This is a genomic window from Novosphingobium sp. FKTRR1 (assembly GCF_020404405.1).
Taxonomy (GTDB): domain Bacteria; phylum Pseudomonadota; class Alphaproteobacteria; order Sphingomonadales; family Sphingomonadaceae; genus Novosphingobium.
This window is the reverse complement of record NZ_JAIZDA010000003.1, coordinates 251,214-273,872: the sequence shown is the minus strand read 5'-3', so window position 1 is coordinate 273,872 and position 22,659 is coordinate 251,214. Positions and strand designations below refer to the sequence as shown.

The 22,659-nt window shown below is 64.1% G+C and carries 21 protein-coding genes; 15 read left to right on the top strand and 6 right to left on the bottom strand.

What is annotated here, in order from left to right; translation table 11 throughout:
* Positions 1-35: 35 nt before the first annotated feature.
* The gene (locus LDN95_RS04940) at positions 36-938 is read right to left on the bottom strand and encodes a LysR family transcriptional regulator (RefSeq protein ID WP_226016531.1); all 903 of its coding nucleotides are present in this window, start codon (positions 936-938) and stop codon (positions 36-38) included.
* A gap of 102 nt (positions 939-1,040) precedes the next feature.
* Here LDN95_RS04940 and LDN95_RS04935 point away from each other — a divergent pair, with 102 nt between their 5' ends.
* From LDN95_RS04935 to LDN95_RS04920, 4 genes are read left to right on the top strand one after another with little or no spacing between them, the layout of a single operon-like run.
* Positions 1,041-1,847, top strand: coding sequence for a crotonase/enoyl-CoA hydratase family protein (locus LDN95_RS04935; RefSeq protein WP_226016530.1), 807 nt, complete (start codon positions 1,041-1,043; stop codon positions 1,845-1,847).
* Positions 1,844-3,091 (top strand): CaiB/BaiF CoA-transferase family protein, encoded by a 1,248-nt coding sequence (locus LDN95_RS04930; protein ID WP_226016529.1) that lies wholly within the window; start codon positions 1,844-1,846, stop codon positions 3,089-3,091. The genes LDN95_RS04935 and LDN95_RS04930 overlap by 4 nt, the downstream gene beginning before the upstream one ends.
* Positions 3,091-4,542 carry an aldehyde dehydrogenase family protein gene (locus LDN95_RS04925; protein ID WP_226016528.1) on the top strand — a complete coding sequence of 484 codons (1,452 nt, stop codon included), beginning with the start codon at positions 3,091-3,093 and terminating at the stop codon, positions 4,540-4,542. Before LDN95_RS04930 ends, LDN95_RS04925 begins: the two co-directional genes overlap by 1 nt.
* A gap of 14 nt (positions 4,543-4,556) precedes the next feature.
* Positions 4,557-5,453: an NAD(P)-dependent oxidoreductase gene (locus LDN95_RS04920; protein ID WP_255630610.1), complete on the top strand. Its 897-nt coding sequence runs from the start codon at positions 4,557-4,559 to the stop codon at positions 5,451-5,453.
* 519 nt (positions 5,454-5,972) lie between these two features.
* On the opposite strand, the gene LDN95_RS04915 is transcribed toward LDN95_RS04920, so the two are convergent.
* Positions 5,973-6,839: an SDR family NAD(P)-dependent oxidoreductase gene (locus tag LDN95_RS04915; RefSeq protein WP_226016527.1), complete on the bottom strand. Its 867-nt coding sequence runs from the start codon at positions 6,837-6,839 to the stop codon at positions 5,973-5,975.
* 21 nt (positions 6,840-6,860) lie between these two features.
* The gene (locus LDN95_RS04910; RefSeq protein WP_226016526.1) at positions 6,861-7,811 is read right to left on the bottom strand and encodes an alpha/beta hydrolase fold domain-containing protein; all 951 of its coding nucleotides are present in this window, start codon (positions 7,809-7,811) and stop codon (positions 6,861-6,863) included.
* Between the two features lie 349 nt (positions 7,812-8,160).
* Here LDN95_RS04910 and LDN95_RS04905 point away from each other — a divergent pair, with 349 nt between their 5' ends.
* The 3 genes from LDN95_RS04905 (at position 8,161) to LDN95_RS04895 (ending at position 11,305) form a co-directional block, all read left to right on the top strand.
* Complete coding sequence (locus LDN95_RS04905) at positions 8,161-9,327, top strand: LLM class flavin-dependent oxidoreductase (protein ID WP_226016525.1); 1,167 nt, start codon at positions 8,161-8,163, stop codon at positions 9,325-9,327.
* 50 nt (positions 9,328-9,377) lie between these two features.
* Complete coding sequence (locus LDN95_RS04900) at positions 9,378-10,484, top strand: helix-turn-helix transcriptional regulator (protein WP_226016524.1); 1,107 nt, start codon at positions 9,378-9,380, stop codon at positions 10,482-10,484.
* A gap of 161 nt (positions 10,485-10,645) precedes the next feature.
* Entirely contained in the window at positions 10,646-11,305 is a 660-nt protein-coding gene (locus LDN95_RS04895; protein WP_226016523.1) for a TetR/AcrR family transcriptional regulator, read from the top strand.
* A 46-nt stretch (positions 11,306-11,351) separates the two neighbouring features.
* Here the strand turns inward: LDN95_RS04895 and LDN95_RS04890 are convergent, their stop codons facing one another.
* Together LDN95_RS04890 and LDN95_RS04885 are read right to left on the bottom strand one after the other, a co-directional pair.
* Complete coding sequence (locus tag LDN95_RS04890) at positions 11,352-12,833, bottom strand: NAD(P)/FAD-dependent oxidoreductase (RefSeq protein ID WP_226016522.1); 1,482 nt, start codon at positions 12,831-12,833, stop codon at positions 11,352-11,354.
* 128 nt (positions 12,834-12,961) lie between these two features.
* Positions 12,962-13,741, bottom strand: a complete 780-nt coding sequence (locus LDN95_RS04885) for an SDR family NAD(P)-dependent oxidoreductase (RefSeq protein ID WP_226016521.1) — start codon at positions 13,739-13,741, stop codon at positions 12,962-12,964.
* A 219-nt stretch (positions 13,742-13,960) separates the two neighbouring features.
* On the opposite strand from LDN95_RS04885, the gene LDN95_RS04880 reads away from it, so the two are divergent.
* The 5 genes from LDN95_RS04880 to LDN95_RS04860 all read left to right on the top strand — a co-directional run bounded on the left by LDN95_RS04880 (position 13,961) and on the right by LDN95_RS04860 (position 19,054).
* Complete coding sequence (locus tag LDN95_RS04880; protein ID WP_226016520.1) at positions 13,961-16,099, top strand: NAD(P)/FAD-dependent oxidoreductase; 2,139 nt, start codon at positions 13,961-13,963, stop codon at positions 16,097-16,099.
* Positions 16,100-16,289: 190 nt separating this feature from the next.
* Complete coding sequence (locus tag LDN95_RS04875) at positions 16,290-16,778, top strand: Lrp/AsnC family transcriptional regulator (RefSeq protein WP_226016519.1); 489 nt, start codon at positions 16,290-16,292, stop codon at positions 16,776-16,778.
* A 5-nt stretch (positions 16,779-16,783) separates the two neighbouring features.
* A complete protein-coding gene (locus tag LDN95_RS04870) occupies positions 16,784-17,275 on the top strand; it encodes an Lrp/AsnC family transcriptional regulator (protein ID WP_226016518.1) in 492 nt (163 codons plus the stop codon).
* Positions 17,276-17,417: 142 nt separating this feature from the next.
* Positions 17,418-18,209, top strand: a complete 792-nt coding sequence (locus LDN95_RS04865; protein ID WP_226016517.1) for an SDR family NAD(P)-dependent oxidoreductase — start codon at positions 17,418-17,420, stop codon at positions 18,207-18,209.
* 5 nt (positions 18,210-18,214) lie between these two features.
* Positions 18,215-19,054 carry an SDR family NAD(P)-dependent oxidoreductase gene (locus tag LDN95_RS04860; protein WP_226016516.1) on the top strand — a complete coding sequence of 280 codons (840 nt, stop codon included), beginning with the start codon at positions 18,215-18,217 and terminating at the stop codon, positions 19,052-19,054.
* Positions 19,055-19,078: 24 nt separating this feature from the next.
* Here the strand turns inward: LDN95_RS04860 and LDN95_RS04855 are convergent, their stop codons facing one another.
* Positions 19,079-20,191 (bottom strand): flavin-dependent monooxygenase, encoded by a 1,113-nt coding sequence (locus tag LDN95_RS04855; RefSeq protein ID WP_226016515.1) that lies wholly within the window; start codon positions 20,189-20,191, stop codon positions 19,079-19,081.
* 284 nt (positions 20,192-20,475) lie between these two features.
* On the opposite strand from LDN95_RS04855, the gene LDN95_RS04850 reads away from it, so the two are divergent.
* The 3 genes from LDN95_RS04850 to LDN95_RS04840 are packed head-to-tail and all read left to right on the top strand — an operon-like array spanning position 20,476 to position 22,628.
* Positions 20,476-20,970, top strand: a complete 495-nt coding sequence (locus LDN95_RS04850) for an Lrp/AsnC family transcriptional regulator (protein WP_226016514.1) — start codon at positions 20,476-20,478, stop codon at positions 20,968-20,970.
* Positions 20,967-21,494, top strand: a complete 528-nt coding sequence (locus LDN95_RS04845) for an Lrp/AsnC family transcriptional regulator (protein WP_226016513.1) — start codon at positions 20,967-20,969, stop codon at positions 21,492-21,494. Before LDN95_RS04850 ends, LDN95_RS04845 begins: the two co-directional genes overlap by 4 nt.
* Before the next feature lie 48 nt (positions 21,495-21,542).
* Positions 21,543-22,628 carry an NADH:flavin oxidoreductase gene (locus LDN95_RS04840; protein ID WP_226016512.1) on the top strand — a complete coding sequence of 362 codons (1,086 nt, stop codon included), beginning with the start codon at positions 21,543-21,545 and terminating at the stop codon, positions 22,626-22,628.
* Positions 22,629-22,659 lie beyond the last annotated feature (31 nt).

The following is a 22,659-nucleotide window of genomic DNA, read 5'->3' as shown; positions in this document are numbered from 1 at the left end:
CCGCGATGCGGTAGCGCAACGCCGCAATCAAATATTTATTTTCTCAAACTCGATAGTGGATGAGTATCGTCTGTGGCCAGCGACGCGGCGACGAAGTTGCTGGCCAGCGGACCGGCGTCGCGCGCACGCGCAATACCCATCTCGATCGGAATCGGATCGGCAAGCTGTAGCAATCGCACCCCTTCGGGCGCAAAACGGATAGCGCGCGCCGGAACCAGCGCCACCCCCAGCCCCGCCTGGACAAGGCTCAGAATCGTCTGAACTTGCGTTGCCTCCTGCGTCACGCGCGGCGCGAACCCCGCTCTTTGGCAGGCCAGACGAATGGTCGCGTGCAGAACGCTGACCGGACTGTAAATGATGAATGGCAGTTCGGCGAGATCGCTCAACGCAACGCCCACGGACTGGCGCGGCCGATCGAGCCGGGCGGGTAACGCCGCGATCAGCTGGTCGCGCTCGATCACGTCGATCACCACGGGACTGGCATCCATCACCGGCAAGCGGACCAGACCCACATCGACCTTCCGCCCGACGATGGCACGGACGATCTCGACGCTGTTCATTTCCTCGAGCACAAGCTCGACATTCGGAAAGGCCTCGCGAAATGGCGAGACAAGGCGCGGAAGCAGGTTCGCGATTGCCGACCCGATGAAGGCGATGACCAGCCGCCCGCGCAGCCCGGCGGCCCCTTGCCTCACCGCGTCGCGCACCAGTTCTGCTTGCGCAAGCGCTGCACGTGCCGGAAGCAACGCCGCAAGACCGGCCGCCGTAAGGCGAACCCCTCGCGGATCGCGTTCGAACAGGGGTGTGCCGAGTTCTTCTTCAAGCTTGCGGATCGCAACGGTCAGGGGCGGCTGCGACATATGCAAGCGCTCGGCGGCGCGATGGAAGTTCAGCGTCTCCGCCAGAACCGTGAAATAGCGCAGCTGCCGCAAGTCCATGATACCGATCCACTATCGTTCAGGTGACAATTAATATTAGCGGACCCGTGCAGGCAGGCATAGCGACAAGTCGCACCTGACCCTTTCGGGAGAACCAGCGTCATGGACGAAATCCCCTTCCTGCAGATCGAGCGTGATGGCCCGGTGGTCATCGCCACCCTCAACCGTCCTGACGAACGGAACGCCATTTCGACGGCTGCGCACAGCGCGGAAATCGCCGGGTTCTGTGCCGCCATGACCCGCGACACGAGCGTTCGCGCCATTGTCCTCACCGGTGCGGGAAAAGCGTTCTGTGCAGGCGGCAATGTCAAGAACATGCGCGACAAGACCGCCATGTTCGGCGGGGCCCCGTTTGCGTTGCGCAACAGCTATCGCACCGGCATCCAGCTCATTCCGACCGCGCTGTACGATCTTGAAGTGCCCGTGGTTGCGGCCATCAATGGCCCGGCAATCGGTGCCGGGCTCGATCTGGCGTGCATGTGCGATGTGCGGATCGCATCGAACCGGGCGCTGTTTGCGGAAAGCTTCGTAAAACTGGGTATCGTGCCGGGTGATGGCGGTGCCTGGCTGTTGCCGCGCATCATCGGCATGGCGCGCGCCAGCCTGCTGACGCTGACCGGTGAGACAATCGATGCCGCCAAGGCGCTGGAGTACGGCCTTGTCGCCGAGGTGGTGGCGCCCGAGCAGGTGCTGGAGCGGGCGCTTGCGGTGGCAAGGGCCATTGCTGCCAATCCCGGACATGCCACCCGCATGGCCAAGCGATTGCTGCGCGAAGGGCAGGACATGAAGCTTGCGCCGTTGCTTGAACTTTCGGCGGCCTATCAGGCACTTGCCCACCACACCTGCGACCATGCCGAAGCGGTCGCCGCTTTCCTGGAAAAGCGCCCGCCGGCGTTCACCGACCAATGACCGGCCCATCGGACCGCACCAGCACCGGCCCGCTGGCCGGGATCAGGGTGCTCGATCTGTCGCGCGTTCTGGCCGGACCCTGGTGCTCCCAGATCCTGGGGGATCTTGGGGCAGAGGTGATCAAGATCGAGCAGCCCGGACAAGGCGATGACACCCGGCGCTGGGGTCCGCCGTTCCTTGACGATGGCAGTCGCGATTCGGCCTATTACCTGTGCGCCAACCGCAACAAGCGGTCGGTGGCCATCAATATGGCCGATCCCCGGGGCGCCGCCCTGATCCGGCGCTTTGCCGCCGAAGCCGACATTGTGATCGAGAACTTCCGCGTCGGCGGACTGGCCAAATACGGGCTGGATTACCCCTCGCTCAAGGCGATCAAGCCGGACGTGATCCATTGCTCGATCACGGGGTTCGGCCAGGACGGGCCGTACAAGGATGTCGGTGGCTACGATTTCCTGATTCAGGGGTTGAGCGGCTTGATGAGCGTCACCGGCAGGCCCGATGACCAGCCGGGTGGCGGGCCGATGAAAGTGGGCATCCCGTTCAGCGACCTGTCGACCGGGCTTTACGCCGCAGTGTCGATCCTTGCCGCGCTCCATCACCGGAACCGTACTGGCGAGGGCCAGCATATCGACCTTGCACTGCTGGACACGCAGGTTTCGCTGCTGGCCAATCAGGCTTCAAACTGGATGAACGGCGGCATGGAGCCGCGGCGGCTGGGCAACCAGCATCCCAATACGGTGCCCTATCAGGACTTCTCCTGCGCCGATGGCGACGTGCTGGTGGCGCTGGGCAACGACCGCCAGTTCCGCGCGTTCACCGCGATGATCGGTGTGGCCGACCTTGCCGATGACCCGCGATTTTCAAACAGCGCCTCTCGCAGCGTCAATCGCGCCGACCTGATCTTGCAGATGAGCGCGGCGATTGCGCAATGGAAAGCCGCAGACCTGATTGCAGCCATGGAAAAGGCCGGATTGCCTGGCGGCAAGGTCAACGAGATCCCCGAAATTCTCGACCATCCCCAGATCAGGGCGCGTGGACTGGTCCACGAAATCCGGCGGTCCGACGGCACACCGGTACGTTTTCTCGGGTTTCCCGCAAAACTCTCCGCCAGCCCGGCCGATTATCGCCACGCGCCTCCCCGTTCGGGGGAAGACACGATTGCCATCTTGGAAGATAAGTTTGAACTTACTAACAAGGAAATCGAGCGGCTCATCAAGGCCGGCGTGATTGCGGAGAAGCTGTAATGACAGGCACAATCTTGCAGGGACAGAATTTCATCGACGGCGGCTGGCGGACCGGCGCGGTCGGCTTCGAAACGCGCAACCCTTCGGACCTCGATGAAGTCGTCGGCGCCTATTCGAAAGTTGGCGCGGCTGAGGTCGACGAAGCCATGGCTGCCGCGACGCGGGCCCTGCCGGGCTGGCGCAGCTTCAACATGCAGGCCCGCGCCGACCTCTTGCGCAAGGCCGGCGACTTGCTGATGGCACGCGCAATCGAGATCGGCGCCCTGCTCAGCCGCGAAGAAGGCAAGACTTTGCCCGAGGGAATTGGCGAAGCAAACCGCGCCGGGCAGTGCTTTCACTACTTCGCTGCCGAAGTGGTTCGCGCGCAGGGCGAATGGTACAATTCCATGCGCGATGGTCACAATGTCATCGTCACGCGTGAGCCGGTCGGTGTGGTTGCAGCGATAACGCCCTGGAACTTCCCGATTGCGTTGCCGGCGTGGAAGGTTGCAGGCGCGCTGGCGTTCGGCAATACGGTCGTCCTCAAGCCATCCAGCTTCGTGCCCGGATGCGCGGTGCTGCTGGCCCGCATCCTTGAAGACGTGGGCCTTCCGCAAGGCGTATTCAATCTGGTGATCGGCGATGGTCGGGCAACCGGCGACGTGATGATCGATCGCGCCCAGGCGGTTACCTTTACCGGCGGCACCGAGACCGGACGCGCGGTACTGCGCAAGGCGGCCGAAACCATGACCAAGGCTCAGCTCGAACTTGGCGGCAAGAATGCTTTCGTGATCCTTGATGACGCCGACCTCGATCTGGCCATCGAGACCGCCGCCAACGCCGCATGGGTCCAGACGGGACAGCGCTGCACCGCAACCGAGCGGCTGATCGTGACGCGTGGTGTCCATGATCAGGTCGTCGAGCGGCTCGCCGCCAAGGCGCAGGGCTATCGGATTGGCCATGCTCTGGACGCCGATACGCAGATCGGCCCGGTGGCCAACGAAAAGCAATTCGCTGAAAACCTTGCCTTTGTTGAAACCGGCCTGCGCGAAGGCGCCGAGCTGGTGGCCGGTGGTGTCGCTGTGGAGCGCAGAACCCGCGGCTATTACATGACCCCGGCGCTGTTCGCTCGCAGCACCGAGGCCATGCACATCAACCACCATGAATCGTTTGGTCCGATCCTGTCGGTCATTGCCGTCGACGATCTGGATCAGGCGATTGACGTGGCCAATGGTACCGAGCTTGCTCTGTCGTCGGGCATCGCCACCACCAGCCTGCACAGCGCCGAAAAGTTCCGCCGCGAATCCAAGGCTGGCATGGTCATGGTCAACACCCCGACCGCAGGCCTCGAATATCATGTGCCGCTGGGTGGGCGTTCGCCTTCCGGCTTCGGCCCGCGCGAAAGCGGCGCGTCATCGGCCGAATTCTTCACCGAATCCAAGACGTCGTACATCAACCACGGCGTCAACTGAGCGAGGATCGTTTCATGACCACGAAAGTCGGCTTTATCGGCCTTGGCGCCATGGGTTTGCCGCTGGCCAAGAACCTGCAACGCAAGGGCTTTTCTGTCCATGCCTATGATATCTGCGAAGCACGGGCTGACGAGATCGTCGCGCTCGGCGGCACCAGGGCGTCCTGCGTCGCCGATGCTTCGAAGGGTGCGCAAATCGTCATCACCTGTTTGCCGGCCACACCTCATGTCGAGGCGGTCGTGCTGAGCGCTGACGGGGTGCTTGCCAACATCGATGACGGCGCGCTCCTGCTGGAAATGTCGACCATCGATGCCGGGGGAACCGACAGAGTCGCTGCTGCCTGTCAGGCCAAGGGCATCGGCTTTGTCGACAGCCCGATCGGCCGGCTGGTGCTGCATGCAGAGCGCGGGGAATCGCTGTTCATGGTGGGCGCGACCGACGCCGACTTTGCGCGGGTCGAGCCTTTGCTGCGGGCCATGGGCAAGGATATCAACCGCTGTGGCGGGCGCGGAATGGGAAGCAGGATGAAGCTGGTGAACAACTTCCTCCTTCTTACCATCGCGCAAGTCAGTGCCGAGGCTGTGGCACTTGGCACCAAGCTCGGTCTCGACATCGACACCATCCTGCAGGTCACTGGCGGTACTACTGCCCAGAACGGCCAGTTGCACACGCTGATGGTCAACAAGGTGCTCAAAGGCGATGTCACCCCCGGTTTCACCATTGACCTGGCCTTCAAGGACATGACCCTGGCAATGACCGCGGCTGCCGAATTGCGGATGGGCCTGCCTGTCGGGGCAGCAGCCCACGCCGTCTATGGCGGGGCGCGCGCCACCGACTATGCGACAAGGGATTATTCGGCCCTGCTGGAATACGCGTGCGCCAATGCAGCGATCGCAACGCCGCGCACCTGACAGCCCGAGCAACTCGACCCTTGACAAAACGAACCATATGGGTTATATGCCCCGCCGTGACGGGAGCTGGGGCGTGAGCGCTTCGCCTTTGCGACCCGGCGCGCGGTCGGCGCTTTCCCCAGGACGGAGGCGTCCGCATTCGCGGCACGAACGGCGGAACCGCTAACTTCCGCCGTGGGATCGGGCCCCAAGCCCGCAAGGTAGTCCGGCAAGAGCGCGAGCCCGCCCCGGTGCCTGCGTGCCCGTCAGGGTCGAGCGAATTTGGTCCCTCTACGCGCCACTTTCGCCATTCGCACAAACCCGCGTCGAGAACCCAAACCAGCGCCGACCGCACCCGTCCGCGCCTTCCCCACCTGCCAGCGGCGTTAACCGGACTCGCCACCCGGCCCAGACCCGTGCGCGAATTCCGCGTGCGGGTTTTTTGTGTCCGGAGAGGGCGGTTACCCCCACCCAACCCTCCCCCGAGCGGGGGAGGGCTTTTTTGTGGGCGGATGGCAGGCAAGGCTGGGCCCGTCCGCTTCAATCGGCGACGATGTGGCGAACCATTTCGGCCAGTACCGGCGCTTTCTGTTCCTGAAAAAAGGCGATGCGCCCGGCGATGATGTCCCTGCTCATTTCGGGCTGGCTGTGGACCCAGAACTTGTTTTCGGCCATTTGCTCAAGGAACAGGCGGCATCCTTCGTCCAGATCCATGCCGTGATCGCGCATCATCTCGAACATGCGCTGGCGGTGGCCGCGTGCGTTGTCCGGCTCATCGCCCGCAACGTCGCTGCCCGCGCCGGCATTGAAGATGTTGGTCTTCATCATGCCCGGAATGATCGAGGACACGTGGATTTGCGGTGCCTTCAGCTCCATCTCGAGATAGAGGCATTCGCTGAACGATTGCACCGCGTGCTTGGTCACGGTGTAGGCGGTCTGGGCGGGCATCATGCCGAACGCGCCGACCGACGACAGGTTGCCGATCCACGCTTCCTTGCCGGTCGCGATGATGCGCGGAACGAAAGCGCGCACGCCATGGATCACGCCGTGCAGATTGATGTTGAGCGTCGCTTCCCAGCGCGCCGTCGGCACTTCCCAGGTGTAGCCGACCGTCTCGATCCCGGCGTTGTTGATCAGCAACCGTACTTCGCCATGGCGGTCAAAGACAAGCTCGGCCAGTCGGTCGAGTTCTTCCGGTCGCGAAACGTCGACCCGTACCGGTTCCGCCTTTCCGCCAGCCGCAACGATCTGATCAACCGTGCCCTGCGCGGCAGTTTCGTCAATGTCGGCAACCATGACAACCATGCCGAGCGCACCGGCCCGGCGCGCCAGACCTGCGCCAATGCCCGAACCGGCACCCGTGATCACGGCGACCCCGTCGCCAAATACCTTTGCGTCATGCGCCATCAGAAAACCCCATTGATGATGTTAGTCGGACAAGTGTGTTTTGAGAAACGCGCTGGCATCCTGAAGCACCGCGCGCGCTCCGGGCAAAAATCCTACCCATGATGCGAAACCATGGACCATGCCCGGGTAGCGCTTGAGCTGCGTAACCACGCCTGCTTCGACCAGCTTGCCGGCAAAGACCTCGGCATCGTCTCGGGTGGGATCGCATTCGGCCGTCCCGACGAAATGCGGCGGCAGACCGGCATGGCTGGTTGCCCGCAACGGCGAAGCACGCTGATCGTCCTGCTGCGACGGGTCGCTCAGGTACTGTTCCCAGAACCACAAGACATCGTCAGCCCTGAGGATCGGACCATCGGCAAATTCGGCTGCCGACGGTGTTGCAGTGCCGGGATAATTGCAGGAACCATAGATGTTCACGACAGCCCGCACGACCGGTCCACCAGCGTCGCGGGCGATCAGGGCGGCGGCGCAGGCGATGTTGGCCCCGGCGCTGTCGCCTGCAAGCCCAAGCCGGGCCGGATCGCCACCGATGGTGGCGGCATTGCTGGCGGCCCATTGCAATGCGGCAAAGCTGTCATCCACTCCGGCGGGGAATTTGTGTTCTGGCGCGAGCCGGTAATCCACCGAGATGACGATGCTCTCGCTCCAGGCACACAATGCGCGGGCAATCATGTCCTGCGTATCCAGATCGCCGACGACGAAGCCGCCGCCATGCATGTAAACGACCACCGGAAACGGTGCCTCACCAAGCGGCGTGTAGATGCGGATCGGCAAGGTGGCTTCATCAGCGGACCCTCCGGGCCCCGAAATCGTGCGATCTTCGGTATGCGCCACAACCGCATCTTGTGCTGCGGGGATCGCGATCGAGCTGTCCCGCACGGACTGTCGCAAGATATCGAGGGGCACATGACGGACCCCCGGCCATTCGGGCATTGCGGCAAGCATTGCGACAATCTGAGGGTCAATTGGCATGATCCGGCTCCCCTTCATGTCCGTGAAACCAACGGAGCCCTGCGTTTGAAGCCAAGGTCACAGCCACCGATCCTTCCCGACACGATTTGTTTTCTGATGCCTTGCGGGACCAGATATTGAGTATTCACTTACTTTATAGAAACCTACCGACCCGAGTCAATCGCCTGAAGCGAGCGCCTGAAGCGACTGCCTGAAGCGACTGCCTGAATCGACCGGCGGCGGCATAACCCGTTCGGGTCATGCGCCGTCCACCGCGCGCATTACCCTTTCGGGCAAATGACCATAGTCGATCGGGCGTCGCCGGACTTCCGATCGCAGCGGGCAAGGGTCGATACGGGAGAGTGAAGCGATGAAATTCTCGATCATCTATGAAGCGCAGATGGTGGACACCAGCCGGGCCAACGAGCAGGCCGTGTTCCTCCAGATCGTCGAGCAGGCGAAGTACGCCGAAACGATGGGCTTCGATTGCATCTGGTGCGTCGAGCATACCGCGCTGACGCAATATGCCCACATGTCGGCGCCCGAGACCGTGCTGGCCTTCATCGCCGGGGCGACCAGCCGCATCCATGTCGGCCATGGCGTCGTCTGCCTGCCGCCGGGCATGAACCACCCGGTCAAGGTGGCCGAGCGGATCGCCACGCTCGACATCCTGTCCAAGGGACGGCTGCATTTCGGCGTCGGCAAGGGCGGCACGCAGCAGGAATCGGGTACGTTCGGCTATGACCTGTCGACGCTGCAACCGATGATCGACGAGGCGATGTACCTGATCCCCAAGATCATGGTGCAGGACGAGATCGAGCATGATGGCGAATACATCACCATCCCCAAGCGGCCGATCCATCCCAAGCCCTATCAGGATCCGCACCCGCCGATGTACATGGCCTGCACCCGCGAAGCGACGCTGACCATGGCCGGATCGCGCGGCATCGGCGCGCTGGTGCTGGGCTTTTCCGGCCCTGACGAGATCGCCAAGAAGAACGCGATCTATCGCGAGGCCTTCCGCACCCGCAAGGCCGAGGACCAGGTCGGCTTCCGCCCGACCGAGCACCTTGCCGCCCTGTGCGCCGCCACGGTTCTGGAGGACCGCGAGGAAGCGCGCCGGATCGGGTTGCGCGGCCAGCGCTTCTTCGCCGAATCCATCGCCTATTGGTATCAGGGCGGCCCCAAGCCGACGGTGGACGAAAACCTGAGCGCCGAAGATCACGCCAAAGTGCTGGAGCAGGGCAAGCAGGCGACCGTCGCCTACTTGTCGGAGGAAGCCATTCCGGTGGGCGACGAACACGTGTCGAACTATACCATTGCGCAAGATGCCTATGGCACGCCGGACGATTGCATCCGCTATGTCCAGCGGCTGATCGATGCCGGGGCGGACGAAATCCTGTTCATGTTCCAGATGGGCGGCATTCCGCACGCAACCATCATGGAAACCATCCGCAACATCGGGGAAAAGGTGATTCCGCACTTCCGCGCGCAACAGACCGAAGCGCGCAAGGCGGAGGAATTCGTCCCCGCCTGATGAACCTTGCGGGTTTGCCTATGCCGACATTGGCGGATACGCATGTCGGCATGGGCGATCCGATCGATCCCGAAAGCTCCGATCTTCTGGCCCGGCTCTATGCCGGAATTGCCAGCGAGGCGCCGTGGCAAAGCTTTCTTGAAGCGCTCGCGCGGTGGATGGCGTCGACTTATGCCACGGTGATCCTGACCACTCCGGGCCAGCGCCAGCCGGGCACCATCGTCACACCCGGCGCCGACCCGCAGTTCAGCGAGGATTACATCTCGAGCTTCTTTGCCGACGATCCGTTCCGCGATCTGCCCGAGGGGCAAGTGACCTCGCTGGCGCAATTTGCCGCCACGCACCCCGATGCGCTGTTTCCGGCCTATCGCGAATATCTGCAACTGGCAGGCGGCGAACAAGTGCTCGGCCTCGACTTGCGGTTCGGTAGCGACAAACCCGGCCGGTTCGAGGCGCGCCTGCGGGTCAGCCGCGATGCGAGCCTGCCCGATTTCACCGCCAACGACAGGGTCCGGCTGCAAAGCCTTGTCCCGCATTTGCGGATCGCGGTCGACTTGTTCGAGAAGCTGCAGTTTGCCGGGGCGCAGCGCGGCGTGTTCCATGCCGCGGCGCAAGGGCTGGGGCTGGCGCTGGTCGTGCTCGACCGCGCGCGGCGGATCGTCAGCACCAACGCCTTGGCCGAGCGCTTTCTGGGCGAAGGCGAAGGCGTTTCGCGCAGGGGCGACGAGATCGCCTTTGCCGCCACGGCCGATCGCAAGACGATCGATGCCCTGCTCTCGCCGCTGGACGGCGCGGCCGGCGCCGGGGTCACGCGGTTCCGCATCAACCGCCCGGTTCACGGCGATCTGGTGGCGACCGCGCGGCCCCTGGCGCTTCCGGCGATCCATTCGGGCACCGGCGCGCTGGCGCTGTTCCTCGCAAGGCCGGCCAGCGATATGCGGCTTGATCCGCAAGTGCTGCGCGACGTGCTGGGGCTGACCATGGCCGAGGCGCGGCTGGCCTGCGTGCTCAACGCCGGACTGACGCTGGTCGAGGCCGCGCGGCAGCTTGGCATCGCCCACAACACCGCCAAAGTGCAGTTGCGCTCGGTCTTTGCCAAGACCGGGGTTCATCGTCAGGCGCAGCTTATCGCGATGCTGGCGACTCTGGCCAACTGAGCCGACCGACGAGCGCCCCGGATTCGGCTGGCCCGGATTTGGCTGGCCCGGATTTGGCTGGCCCGGATTTGGCTAGTAAGTGTCGCCGCCACCGCCCGGGACTGGCCATCCCCACGGTTTGTGCGGTTGACAGCATTGGCCGAAAAAGTAAGTAAGTGCCCATGACAAGGAAGCGCTTGCCCGGCAGCGAACGCCGGACCCAGATCGTAGCCGCCGCCCGCCGGGTGTTCTCGCGCAATGGCTATGATGGCGCCAAGACACTCCAGATCGCCCGCGAAGCCAATGTGTCCGAAGCCTTGGTCTATCGGCACTTTCCGTCGAAGCTGGCGCTCTATCGCGCGGTCTTGCGACAGGTGTTCGTCGAGCAGGACCAGAACTGGGAACAGGTCGGCATTCGCGATCATGGCGCGGCCGGCATCGTCAAGGCGCTGAACGGATTTTTCCGCGCCTGTGCGCTTGAAGGCGACAAGCTTGAATCGATCGACCGCCACCGCATGACGCTGGCCAGTCTGGCGGGTGACGGCAGCTATGCCGCGCTGATCTATCGCCGCTCGCTGCGCCGCAACCAGCAGACCGTGCAGCAGGCCAATGTCGAGGCGCGAGCGGCGGGCGAGATCACCGGCGAACCGTTGGACGTCAACACGACATCGATGTTCGCCGAACACGTCGGCACGATGATCGGGGCGATCAGCGCCCTGCCCCCCGCCTCACGCCCCTATGGCGTCAGCGACGAGGAACTGGCGCGGCAGGCCACGTGGTTCTGCTGTCGTGGCCTGGGAATGAGCGACGCGGTCATCGCCCACCAACTGGGCGAGGGTTGATCGCCCGCGCCGATCGACAATCCGGCGCGGGCCCCGACAGCCCGGTTCAGGCCGACAGCGCGTAGTCTTCGAGCACCGGCGCCTTCATCGCATCGACGAACGCGTCATAGCTCCACGGCCAGCTTGCCGGAACGCCGGTGGCGTCCAGATACCAACTGGTGCAGCCCGAACCGAAGATCGTCTTCTTGGCCGCAGCAATCCGCCGTTCCTCATAATGCGCGTGCGCCTCTGCCGTCGGGGCGAACGCGCGCGCCTTGCGCTGGCGCAGCAGGTCGAGCAGTTGCTCGGCATAGGCCCACTGCATTTCGGCGATGTCGATCAGCGAGAAGTTGCCGACCGGCCCGGTCGGACCGTTGAGCATGATGAAGTTGGGAAAGCCGGGCACGGTGACCGCGTAATAGGCGGTTGGCCGCACTGCCCACGCCGCATCCAGCGTCTGCCCGCCGGTTCCGGTCACGCCAGCCGGGCGAATGAAGCGGTCGGCATGGAAACCGGTGGCAAGGATCAGCGTGTCGAGTTCGTGGAAGGTGCCATCGACCATCCGCACCCCCGCAGGCTCGATCCGTTCGATCCGCCCGGTTTCGACGAACACCGCCGGATGCTGCACTTCCTCGTAATAGCACCACGAGTAGATCAGCCGCTTGCACGCCGCGCGATAATTCGGCCGCAGCTTTTCGCGCAAGGCCGGATCGCGCACCGAATTTTCAAGGTTGAGACGGCAGTACTCCTCGATCTCGGCCATCTGCGGACCGTCGATGTCGGTGATCCCGTCGGTGAAGCGCTTGATCGCGCCGAGGTATTCGTCGTTGTAGCGGATCGCGTCGATCAGGCTGGGGTCGGCGCGGAAGGCGGCGCGCTCTTCGTCGCTGTAGGTGAAGTAGGGCACCGGCATGATCCACTGCGGGCTGCGCTGGAAATGGACCAGCTTGTCCACCCGCTTGTTGATCGCGGTCAGGATCTGCACGCCCGTGGACCCGTTGCCGATCAGGCCGACGCGCTTGCCATCGATCGGCGTATCCTCGCGCCATTGCGCCGAATGGACCTTGGTTCCGGCAAAGCTGTCCAGCCCCGCAATGTCGGGCAGCTTGGGGTGGTGCAACACGCCCGACGCGGCGACCACCACATCGGCCACGATCGCATCGCCACCGGCCACGCGCACGGTCCACTGGCTCGCCGCCTCGTCCCAATCGAGCGCGGTCACTTCGGCGTTGAACCGGATGTGCGGCCGGATGCCGTACTTGTCGGTCACCATCTCGAAATAGGCCTGGATTTCGGGGCCTTTGGCGTAATAGGCGGGCCACTCCGCATAAGGCTCGAACGAGTACGTATAGGCGTGCGCCGGAACGTCGCAGGTCAGGCCGGGATAGCGGTTTTCCCGCCAGGTGCCGCCGATCCGCGCCGCCTTTTCCAGCACCACGAAGTCCTCACCGCGCTGCTTCAGTTTGATCGCGGCCAGAATGCCGGCCATCCCGGCCCCGACGATCACGGTCTTGAGCCCGCCAGCAGGCGCGGAGGTCTTGTCACTCATTGTCGATCCCCATCCGGTAAATCTTGTTGTCGGATCGCGTCTTGGCCCGGCCCAAAGGCGCACACATCACCCGCTGGGGTTATGGCTGGCCAAATCGTGCTGACTTGCGCGCGCTCCGCATGGCGCCTTCAATGCATCAGCGTGCCGCCGTTGATGTGGAGCACCTGTCCGTTGATCCAGCGCCCGTCCTCGGACAGCAGCATGGCGACGACGCCCGCGATATCCTCGACTTTGCCAAGCCGCGTGCTGCGCGTCTGCGCGATGCACTGCGCGATCCAGTCGGGCGGCACCTGACCACCGGCGATCAATTCGGGCGTCATCACGAAGCCCGGCGCCACGGCATTGGCGGTGATGCCCTCCTTGCCCCAGCGGCTGGCGACATGGCGCATCAGCGCGTTGAGCCCGCTTTTCGCCATCGCATAGGCAGGCCGCTCGGGCTCGCCGGCATCGCCCGCCGCCGATGATGTATAGACCAGCGCGCCACCACCGGCTGCCAGCAGATGCGGCAAGGCCGCGCGGGTGCACAGCAGATGGCCGCGCAAGTTTACCGCAATCGTCCGATCGAACACCGCAAGATCAATGCCCAGCGCATCGCTGTCGGCAAAGATCGTGCGCATGTCGGCGGCGTTGATGTGCGCGCCATCCAGCCGACCCAACCTCTCGACCGCAGCGGCAAAGGCGCCATTGACCGATGCCTCGTCGGCAATGTCGACCGGCACGGCAAAGGCCTGATACCCGGCGTCGGCCATCCGCGCGGCCACGGCCTGTGCCGCCGCCAGATCGATGTCCGCCACACAGACCCGCGCGCCTTCCCCGCACAAGCGCTCCACCGTGGCCGCACCGATCCCCGTGCCCGCACCAACCACGATCAGCGCCTTGCCAGCCAGACGCGCCTTCTGCATCCCCATCGCAAAATCCTTGTTGCTTGCGCCCCCTGCCGCTTCGTCAGGAAAAGGGGCTTGGCTTTACGCCCATCATTAGCGTAACCTAGTCAGGCATTCGTTACGCAATGACAAGATCAAAAGCCGATCTGAGAGGATAAATGCGGTTTTCCGGACCCCTACGCCCACGCCTGCCTGAGCAAGCGAGCCACCGCTGACCGCCTTCAAGCACAGGACACGTTGCCCATGTCGAATCTCTATCCGCACCTGCTCTCTCCCGGTCGCATCGGCACGATGGAGTTGAAGAACCGCATCGCCGTGACCGCGATGGGCGTCAGTCTGTCGGAGGATGACGGCACGGTCGGCGAACAGTTGATCGCCTATCATGAGGAACAGGCCAAGGGCGGTGCCGCTCTGATCATCTCGGGGGTTGCCGGGGTGGCTTGGCCGGTCGGCGCGGTGGCCATGCGGCAGACCGCGATCTCGGACGACACGTTCATTCCCGGCCTGAAGGCGATGACCGACCGGGCGCATGCGCATGGTGCAAAGATCGCGGTCCAGTTGCACCATGGCGGCTTCGTCGCGGGCTATTCGCATGGGCGCTGGGGGCATCCGCTGTGGGGGCCGGCCGTTCCGCCACCGGCCAAAGGCAACTTCACCGACTATTTCCTGATGGAGGAACTGGCGCCGCTGGCGGGGATGGAAATGCCCGAGATCAAGGTTCTGGAGCAAGCCGATATCGATCTGGCGGTGCAGCAGTTCGGTGAAGGCGCGCGCCGTGCCAAGGAAGCCGGGTTCGACGGGATCGAAATCCACGGCGGCCACGGCTATCTGCTGTCGTCGTTCACCTCACCCTATACCAACACCCGCACCGACGGTTATGGCGGCAGCCGGGAGAACCGTCTGCGGCTGACGCTGGAAGTGATCGCCGCGGTCCGCAAGGCGGTCGGCCCCGACTACCCCGTGTGGATCAAGCTGGATTCGCGCGAAGTCGGCAAGCCCGGCGGGATCACGATCGACGATGCCATCGCCAACGCGAAACTGGTCGAAGCCGCCGGGGTCGATGCCATCACCGTGACCGCCTATCACGATACCGGCATTGGCAAGCTGCATTCGGAATCGAACATTCCGCACCTTGAAAGCTTCAACCTGCCGGCCACGGCGCAGATCCGCGCGGCGGTGTCCATCCCGGTCATCGGATCGGGGCGCGTCGAAGCCGACGCCGGAGACAGCGCCATCGGCAAGGGTGAGGTGGACTTCATCGCCATGGGCCGCAAGCTGCTGGCCGACCCTTACCTGCCCGCCAAACTGAGGGCGGGCGAACCCGAATCCGTAAGGCCTTGCGTCTATTGCTACACGTGCGTCAGCGCGATCTACATGGGCCAGCCCTCGCGCTGCGCGGTCAATGCCTCGCTCAGTTTCGAGTTTCAGGGCACGCCGCCCAGCGCCGATGGCAAGCCCCGGCACATCGCGGTCATCGGCGGCGGTCCGGGCGGGATGGAATCGGCGCGCCGCCTTGCCGCGCTCGGCCACAAAGTCACGTTGCTCGAAAAGTCCGACCGGCTTGGCGGCACGCTGCGCTTTGCCAGCCTTGCCTATGAACCCAACGAGCGCCTGCTCAACTGGCTGCGGCGCGAGGTAAGGCTGGCCGACATCGACGTGCGCCTGTCCACAACGGCAACGCCGGAACTCTTGCGCAGCCTGAAGGTGGATAGCGTGATCGTCGCGACCGGCGCGGTGCGGGGCATGCCGCCAATCCCGGGCAACGATCAGGATCACGTCTTTTCCGGAGACGACATGCGCCGCATGATGCTGGGCGAAAGCTCGGACGATCTGAAGCGCAAGACCGGCCTGTTCACGCGCCTTGCCACCAAAGTCGGCGCGGCTACCGGCGCCACGGCCAATCTGGCGCTGGTGCGCAAGGCCACCCATGCATGGATGCCGCTTGGCGACACGATCGCCGTGATCGGCGGCGAACTTGTCGGGCTGGAGCTGGCCGAATTCCTCGCCGAACGCGGGCGCACGGTCAGTGTCATCGATGACGCGCCGCGCCTTGGCCGGGGGCTGACGCTGGTGCGCCGCATGCGCCTGCTTGCCGAACTGGCAGAGCACGGCCTGGGCCTGCACGCGGGCGTATCCGACATCGCCATCGGCAAGGATGTCGTCACCTTCACCGCCGCCGACGGGACGCACCAATCGGTCCCGGCGGCAAGCGTCATCGTGGCGCGCGGCGCGCAGGGCGATCTTGCGCTCGCCGAAACGCTGCAGGCCTCAGGGTTCGACGTGCACACCATCGGCGATGCCAACGGCGTCGGCTACATCGAAGGGGCGATCCGGGGCGCTGCCGAAGCGGTCCGCATGATCGCAACCCCGGTCCCCGCCTGATCTGCGCGACCAGAACAACCAATAAGCGCGGGGATGCATCAAGAATGGGCCGCTACACGATCAAGGACCGCAAGGTCGAACCCAAAGTGATCGCCGAGGCTTCGACCCGGCGCTTCACCGCCGCTTCACTGGAACAATGAGGTTGACGCCCGCGCCCAGCATGCGCAAATCCCGAAGGTATTCGAAACCCATGCCAGCGAGCGATATGACATCAACCTTCAACTTCGATGCGACCGACGTGAACATCGTTGCGCAATTGCGTCTGGATGGCCGGGCGAACAACCAGCAAATCGCTGAAAAGCTGGGCTTGACCGCAACCACCGTGTCCACCCGCATCAAGCGGATGGAGGATGCCAACCAGTTGCGCGTGGTGGCGGTGTCGGACTTCGGCGCGCACGGGTTCAACTTCCTGCTGCGCATCGCGGTGGAGGTTGACGGGCGCCCGGCGTCCGAAGTGGCGCAGGAATTGGCCGATCTGCCGCAGGTATTCGCCGCGCACATCGTCACCGGGCGGTACGATATCGACATGCTGGTCGCCCTTCACGACTTCGACGATCTGTCGACGCTGCTGCTCGACAAGTTGTCGACGGTTCGCGGCATCCGCTCGCTGACGCCCGCGATCGTAGTGGACATCATCAAGTATCAATTCGAAGTCGCTCCGATCGAAGACAGGGACTGATCGCCGTGCCAACTCCCGTACTCGATACACTCGACCACCAGCTGATCGACCTGCTGTCGCGGGATGCGCGCGTGTCGAACCGCAAGATCGCCGCCGAACTGGGCGTGACCGAAGGCACCGTGCGCGGCCGCATCAAGCGGTTGCAGCAGGACGGGCTGATCGCCTTTACCGCGGTCACCGGCTTTGAAATGGCGCGCAAATCGCGACTGGCCTTCATCAACGTTCAGGCCGACGTCGACAAAGTGCGCGACGTCGCCCGCGCGATCAGCGAGCTGCCGCAGATCAATGCCGTCCTGATCACGATGGGTCAGTTCAACATCACCGCCATGTGCCTGATCGAGGAACTCGACGCGCTGGTCGAGATCGCATCCGACCAGATTCTTGTCATTCAGGGCGTCCACCACGTCGAAACCTCGATCGCGGTCAAGACGATGAAGTACAATGCCAAGATGGCCAAGATCACCTCGCTGCAGGCGATACCCGCCGATCAGGACTGAATGAGCAACAATCACCGCCAGAGATTGACCACTTCAGCCTAAAAGCCCCCTTCCTTGTTGTGTTTGCGTATTTTCATATCTAGATAATAACGCAAATGGCAACCGTCCGTCAGAATCGCGGACGCAAGGAAGGACAGACCGAATGGATCGCCAGCTTAGTGGCCGTGCCGCGCTCGTGACCGGCGCGGGTCAGGGTGTGGGTCAGGGCATCGCCCGCGCCCTTGCCGCAGCCGGGGCCGATATCGTGCTGGCGCAACGCCGGATCGAGGAAGCCGAGCGCGAAGCCGCCTATCTGCGCGAAACCCACGGGGTGCGTGCCTTCGCGCATGGCGTCGACGTGACCGATGCGGCCGCCGTCGATGCGCTGGTGACCGCGACGGTCGAGCAGCTCGGTCGGCTCGACATTCTTGTCAACAACGCCGGCGGCAGCTTCCCCAAACGGCTGGAAAACCACACCGACGCCGACATGGCCGGATCGTTGGACCTGAATTACTGGTCGGCGTTCTGGGCGATGCGCGCCGCCTTTCCGGTGATGAAGGCGCAAAAGCACGGCCGGATCATCAACATCGGTTCGCTCAACGGTGTCAACGCGCACATGTTCACCGTCGCCTATAACGCCAGCAAGGAGGCGCTCCGCGCGCTCACCCGCACGGCGGCGGTCGAATGGGGGCCGTTCGGCATCACCTGCAACGTCATCTGCCCCTCGGCGCTGAGCCCGCAGGCCAAGGACTATTTCGATACCAACCCCGAAATGGCCGCCGCGATCCTGTCGCAGGTTCCGGTCGGGCGCTTTGGCGACGCGACGCAGGATGTGGGGCCGGTGGCCGTGTTCCTCGCCAGCGCAGGCAGCAGCTACATGACCGGAAACACGCTCTACGTCGATGGCGGCGGGCACATCAACGGCGTGGCCTGGCGGCCCGAGGTTGAGGACTGATCGGCATGACCAACCATTCCCAACGCCCCGAAGGCAGGCATCCCGAAGGCAGGCGACTTGATGGCAAGCGGGCCGTCGTCACAGGGGGCGCGCAGGGTATCGGCGCGGCCATCGCCCGACGCCTTGCCGCCGAAGGGGCTGTCGTCGCACTGCTCGATCTGGATGCGGAGCGCGCTGGCGCCGTGCTCGGCGCGCCGCATGTCGGCATTGCCTGCAATGTTTCCAGCACGGCCTCGGTCGATACAGCCTTCGCGCGAGTCGCCAGCGCCATCGGCGGGGTCGACATTCTGGTCAACAACGCCGGGATCGGCAGCGCACCGGGCGATGGCATGGACAAATACTACGCCGCGCAAGCCGCACAGGCGAACGATCCGGCCACCCCCGTGGACCAGACCATCCATTGCGAGGATCAAGGCTGGGCGCGCGTGCTCGACGTCACCCTGAACGGCGCCTTCCGCTGCACCCGCGCGGCGGTGCGATTGATGGCAGAGCAAGGCATCGGCGGTTCGATCATCAACATCGGCTCGACCGCTGCGCTGGCCGGCAACGGGCCGATCCCCTATTGCACCGCCAAGGCTGCGGTTCTGGGCATGACCCGCGCGCAGGCGGTGGAACTTGCCCCGCGCGGCATCCGCGTGAATGCGGTGAATCCGGGCGCGACCGAGACCCCGATCTATGCCCCCTTGCCGCAGGAGATAAAGGACAAGGTTGCCGCCGACAGCCTGCTCAAGCGCCTTGCCACGCCCGATGAAGTGGCCGGCGCGGTGGCATTCCTTGCCAGCGATGACGCCAGCTATGCCACCGGCAGCACCGTGACCGTCAACGGCGGCGCCTATTTCTCCTAGGCGGCGATCGGGGACTTGCTCCGTTTACAGGAACAAGTCCTTGTTTTCGCCGCCCATCAGCATGTTGGCATAGTTGCGCGCAAAGCCCACCGGGTTGTTGGCCACGTGCGCGCGCGCCATGCGCACATCATGCCACAAGTCCTGAAAGGCGTTGCCCGCATAGACCGACCGGCCGCCCGCGATATCCATCAGCAAGTCCATTGCTTCGATGCAGCGATCACCCACCAGACTGGCCTGATAGCGATAGCGCGCGCGGTCGAGCAGTGACGGCTTCCATCCCACCGCTTCCATCTCGTCATAGGCGCGGACCATCACCGCCGCCGCTTCTTCGGCAAGGATCGAGGCGCGCGCGATCCGGTCGAGCACGTCGGGATCGGTGGCGCTTTTGGTCATGTCGGTGCTGCCAAGCCCCACCCGCTCGCGCATCAGGGTGATCGCATGGCGGACGGCACCGATCGCGCTGGTATTGACCACGCGGATGAACACTTGCGCCCACGGCAGATCGTAGATGCCCGGCCCCTGATGATGCACGCCGTTGAAGCCGTCCATCTGGCGGTGGGTATGATGATCTGGCACGAACACCGGCTCATCGATCACGATATCGTTCGATCCGGTGCCCTGAAGCCCCATCGTGTACCAGGTATCCTCGATCCGGTAGTCCTTTTGCGGAACCAGAAAAGTGCGATAGCCTTCCTCGGGGATCACGCCGCCCAGCAGCACCCAGTTGCAATGCAGCGACCCGCTCGACCAACCCCACCGACCCGACAACATGACCCCGCCATCGACCTTTTCGGCCTTGGCGCCGACCGGATTGTACGAACTGGAGATCAGCGCATCGGGCCCATCGGCAAAGACTTCGGCCTGCGTGCGCGGGTCCATCATCGCAATCTGGTAATTGTGGACTGCCACGATGCCGAGCGCCCAGGCCGTGCTCATGTCACGTTCGGCAATGGCGATCTGGTCGAGGAAGAAGTCCTGCGGGCGCCCCTCGCTGCCGCCATAGGCCGCGGGCGTGAAATGGCGGAAAAAGCCGTCCGCGATCAGCGCCTTGACCACATCATCGGCGAGACGCCGAGCCTTGCGCCCTTCATCGCCACGCGCCGCCACCAGATCGAGCGTGGCTGCGGAAATCGCCATAAACATTCTCCCGTTCGGCCCATGCGCAAATGTTGGAATCAATCACTGCGCAAGCGATGCATTTATTTTTTCGTAAGCTGAATTTGCGTCTCTTGTAATCAGAATAAGAACGCATTGCCCAAAAAGACAGTGGGAAAAGCCTCATTCTGGAGAGGCTTTGCCGGGATCGTCGGGTGAAGCCATTTTTGCGCAGGATTGCCGCCGTTTGCGCAAGGGCGGTCCTTGCCCGGCACCGTCCGATACCCTAACGCTGATGCACGGGCCGCGATCTTGTGGGGAAGACGTTGAGCGAAGAACTGCCGGCACGACGCCAGCGCGCTGCCACACTTGATGAGACCGATCACCGCATCATCGCGGCACTGACCCGCGATGGCCGCGCGCAAAGCACCGCCATCGGCGAGGAGCTCGGCCTGTCGGGCAACGTGGTGGCAAACCGCATCCGGGCGATGGATGCCGCAGGCGCGATGCGCGTGGTCGCGCTCGCCGATTTCCGGATCCATGGCTACCGGCTGCTGGCGCGCATCCGCCTGCGGATCAGCGGCCGTCCGGCAAGCGACGTGGCGCACGAACTGGCCGCGCGCGACGATGTGCTGTCTGTCCATATCACCTCGGGCCGCTATCCGGTCAGTTGCCTTCACGCCTTTCGCAATGCCCGCGACATGATCGAGGCGGCGCGCGATGTGTCGGCGGGCATCGCCGGGGTCGAGGATGTCGACGTCGAACTGATCAACTCGGTCTATCGCTACAACCCCACCGTCGGACCGCTCGAACCGCGATGATGCCCGAAACTCCATCCTATCCGTCGACCGACCAGCTTGACCGGGAGATCGCCACGATGCTGGCGGGCGATGCACGGCTGAGCTTTCGCAAGATCGCGGCCGATCTGGGCGTGACCGAAGGCACCGTGCGCGGACGGGTGCGGCGGCTGCAGAATGCCGGCCTGCTCAAGCTGATGCCGATCATCGACATCGCGCGGATCAACGAGCCGGGCGACAACGGCCAGCACATGATGTTCATCACCGTCAAATGCGCCAGCGGCAAGCTCGATCAGGTGCGCGATGGGCTGCTCGGCCTGCCGCAAGTCAGCGCGCTTTACGATGCCAATGCCGCCTTGCGGCTGGTCGCGGTGTGCATTCTGCCCAGCCTTGCTGATGGCGCGGCCGTGACCGACAAAGTGCTGGCCCTTGACGGCATTCGCGAGGTCGAGACCGAATTCGTGTTGCAGTCGATCAAGTACAATGCCGCCATCGGCCCCATCGCCACCGTGAACGATCTGCGCGGCCTTGACGCCGAAAGCCGATGATCAGGCGATAAGGCCCAAATTGAACCCGAAATGAGAGAGCCGTTGCCGATGACCGACCTGTTCGCACCGCTGACTTTTTCGCACGGCGCGGCGATGAAGAATCGCCTGATGCTGGCTCCGCTGACCAACCAGCAGAGCAACGCCGACGGCACGCTGTCCGACGGCGAGTTCGACTGGCTGACCAGACGCGCAAGCGGCGGCTTTGGTCTGGTGATGACGGCTGCGGCGCATGTTCAGGCGGTCGGGCAAGGCTTTCCCGGTCAGATCGGCATATTCGGCGACCAGCATCTCGATGGGCTTACCCGACTGGCCGCCGAGATTGCGAAGCGGGGCGCGCTGTCATCGGTGCAATTGCACCACGCTGGCTATCGTTCACCGGCAAATCTGGTGGGCACGCCCGTCGGCCCATCGGACGATGCCGCTACCGGCACCCGCGCGCTGACGCTTGATGAGGTCGAGCGGCTGCGCGACGATTTCATCGCGGCGGCGCGGCGCGCCGACAAGGCAGGGTTCGACGGCGTGCAGGTCCACGGCGCGCACGGCTACATCCTTGCCGCGTTCCTCTCGCCGGTCAGCAACCAGCGGCAGGACCGCTATGGCGGCAGCCCCGAAAACCGCGCCCGTCTGGTGTTCGAGATCATCGACGGCATCCGCGCGACCTGCAAGTCGGACTTCCAGATCGGCTTGCGGCTGTCACCGGAACGCTTTGGCCAGGATCTGGATGAGGTGATCGCCGTCGCGGCAAACGTCATGCGCGAAGGCGTGATCGACTACCTCGACATGTCCTTGTGGGACTATGCCAAGGAACCGGCAAACGAAGCGCGCAAGGGGCGCACGCTGATGAGCTTCTTCACCGAACTGCCGCGCGGCACGGTGCGCCTTGGCGCTGCTGGCAAAGTGATGAGCGGTCAGGCCGCGCGCGCGGTGCTGGACGCAGGTTGCGACTTTGTCAGCATCGGCCGCGCCGCGATCCTGCGCCACGACTTTCCCGAGCGGGTCAGGCGCGACGCGGATTATCAATCCCCGGCCCTGCCCGTCAGCCGCCAGCACCTTGCCGACGAAGGGCTGCACCCGCCGTTCATCGCCTACATGGCCGGATGGCCGGGCTTCGTCGCGGAAGAACCGGTGGCCTGATCGCTCCGGGCGGTGGCTTGGATCAAGCCAC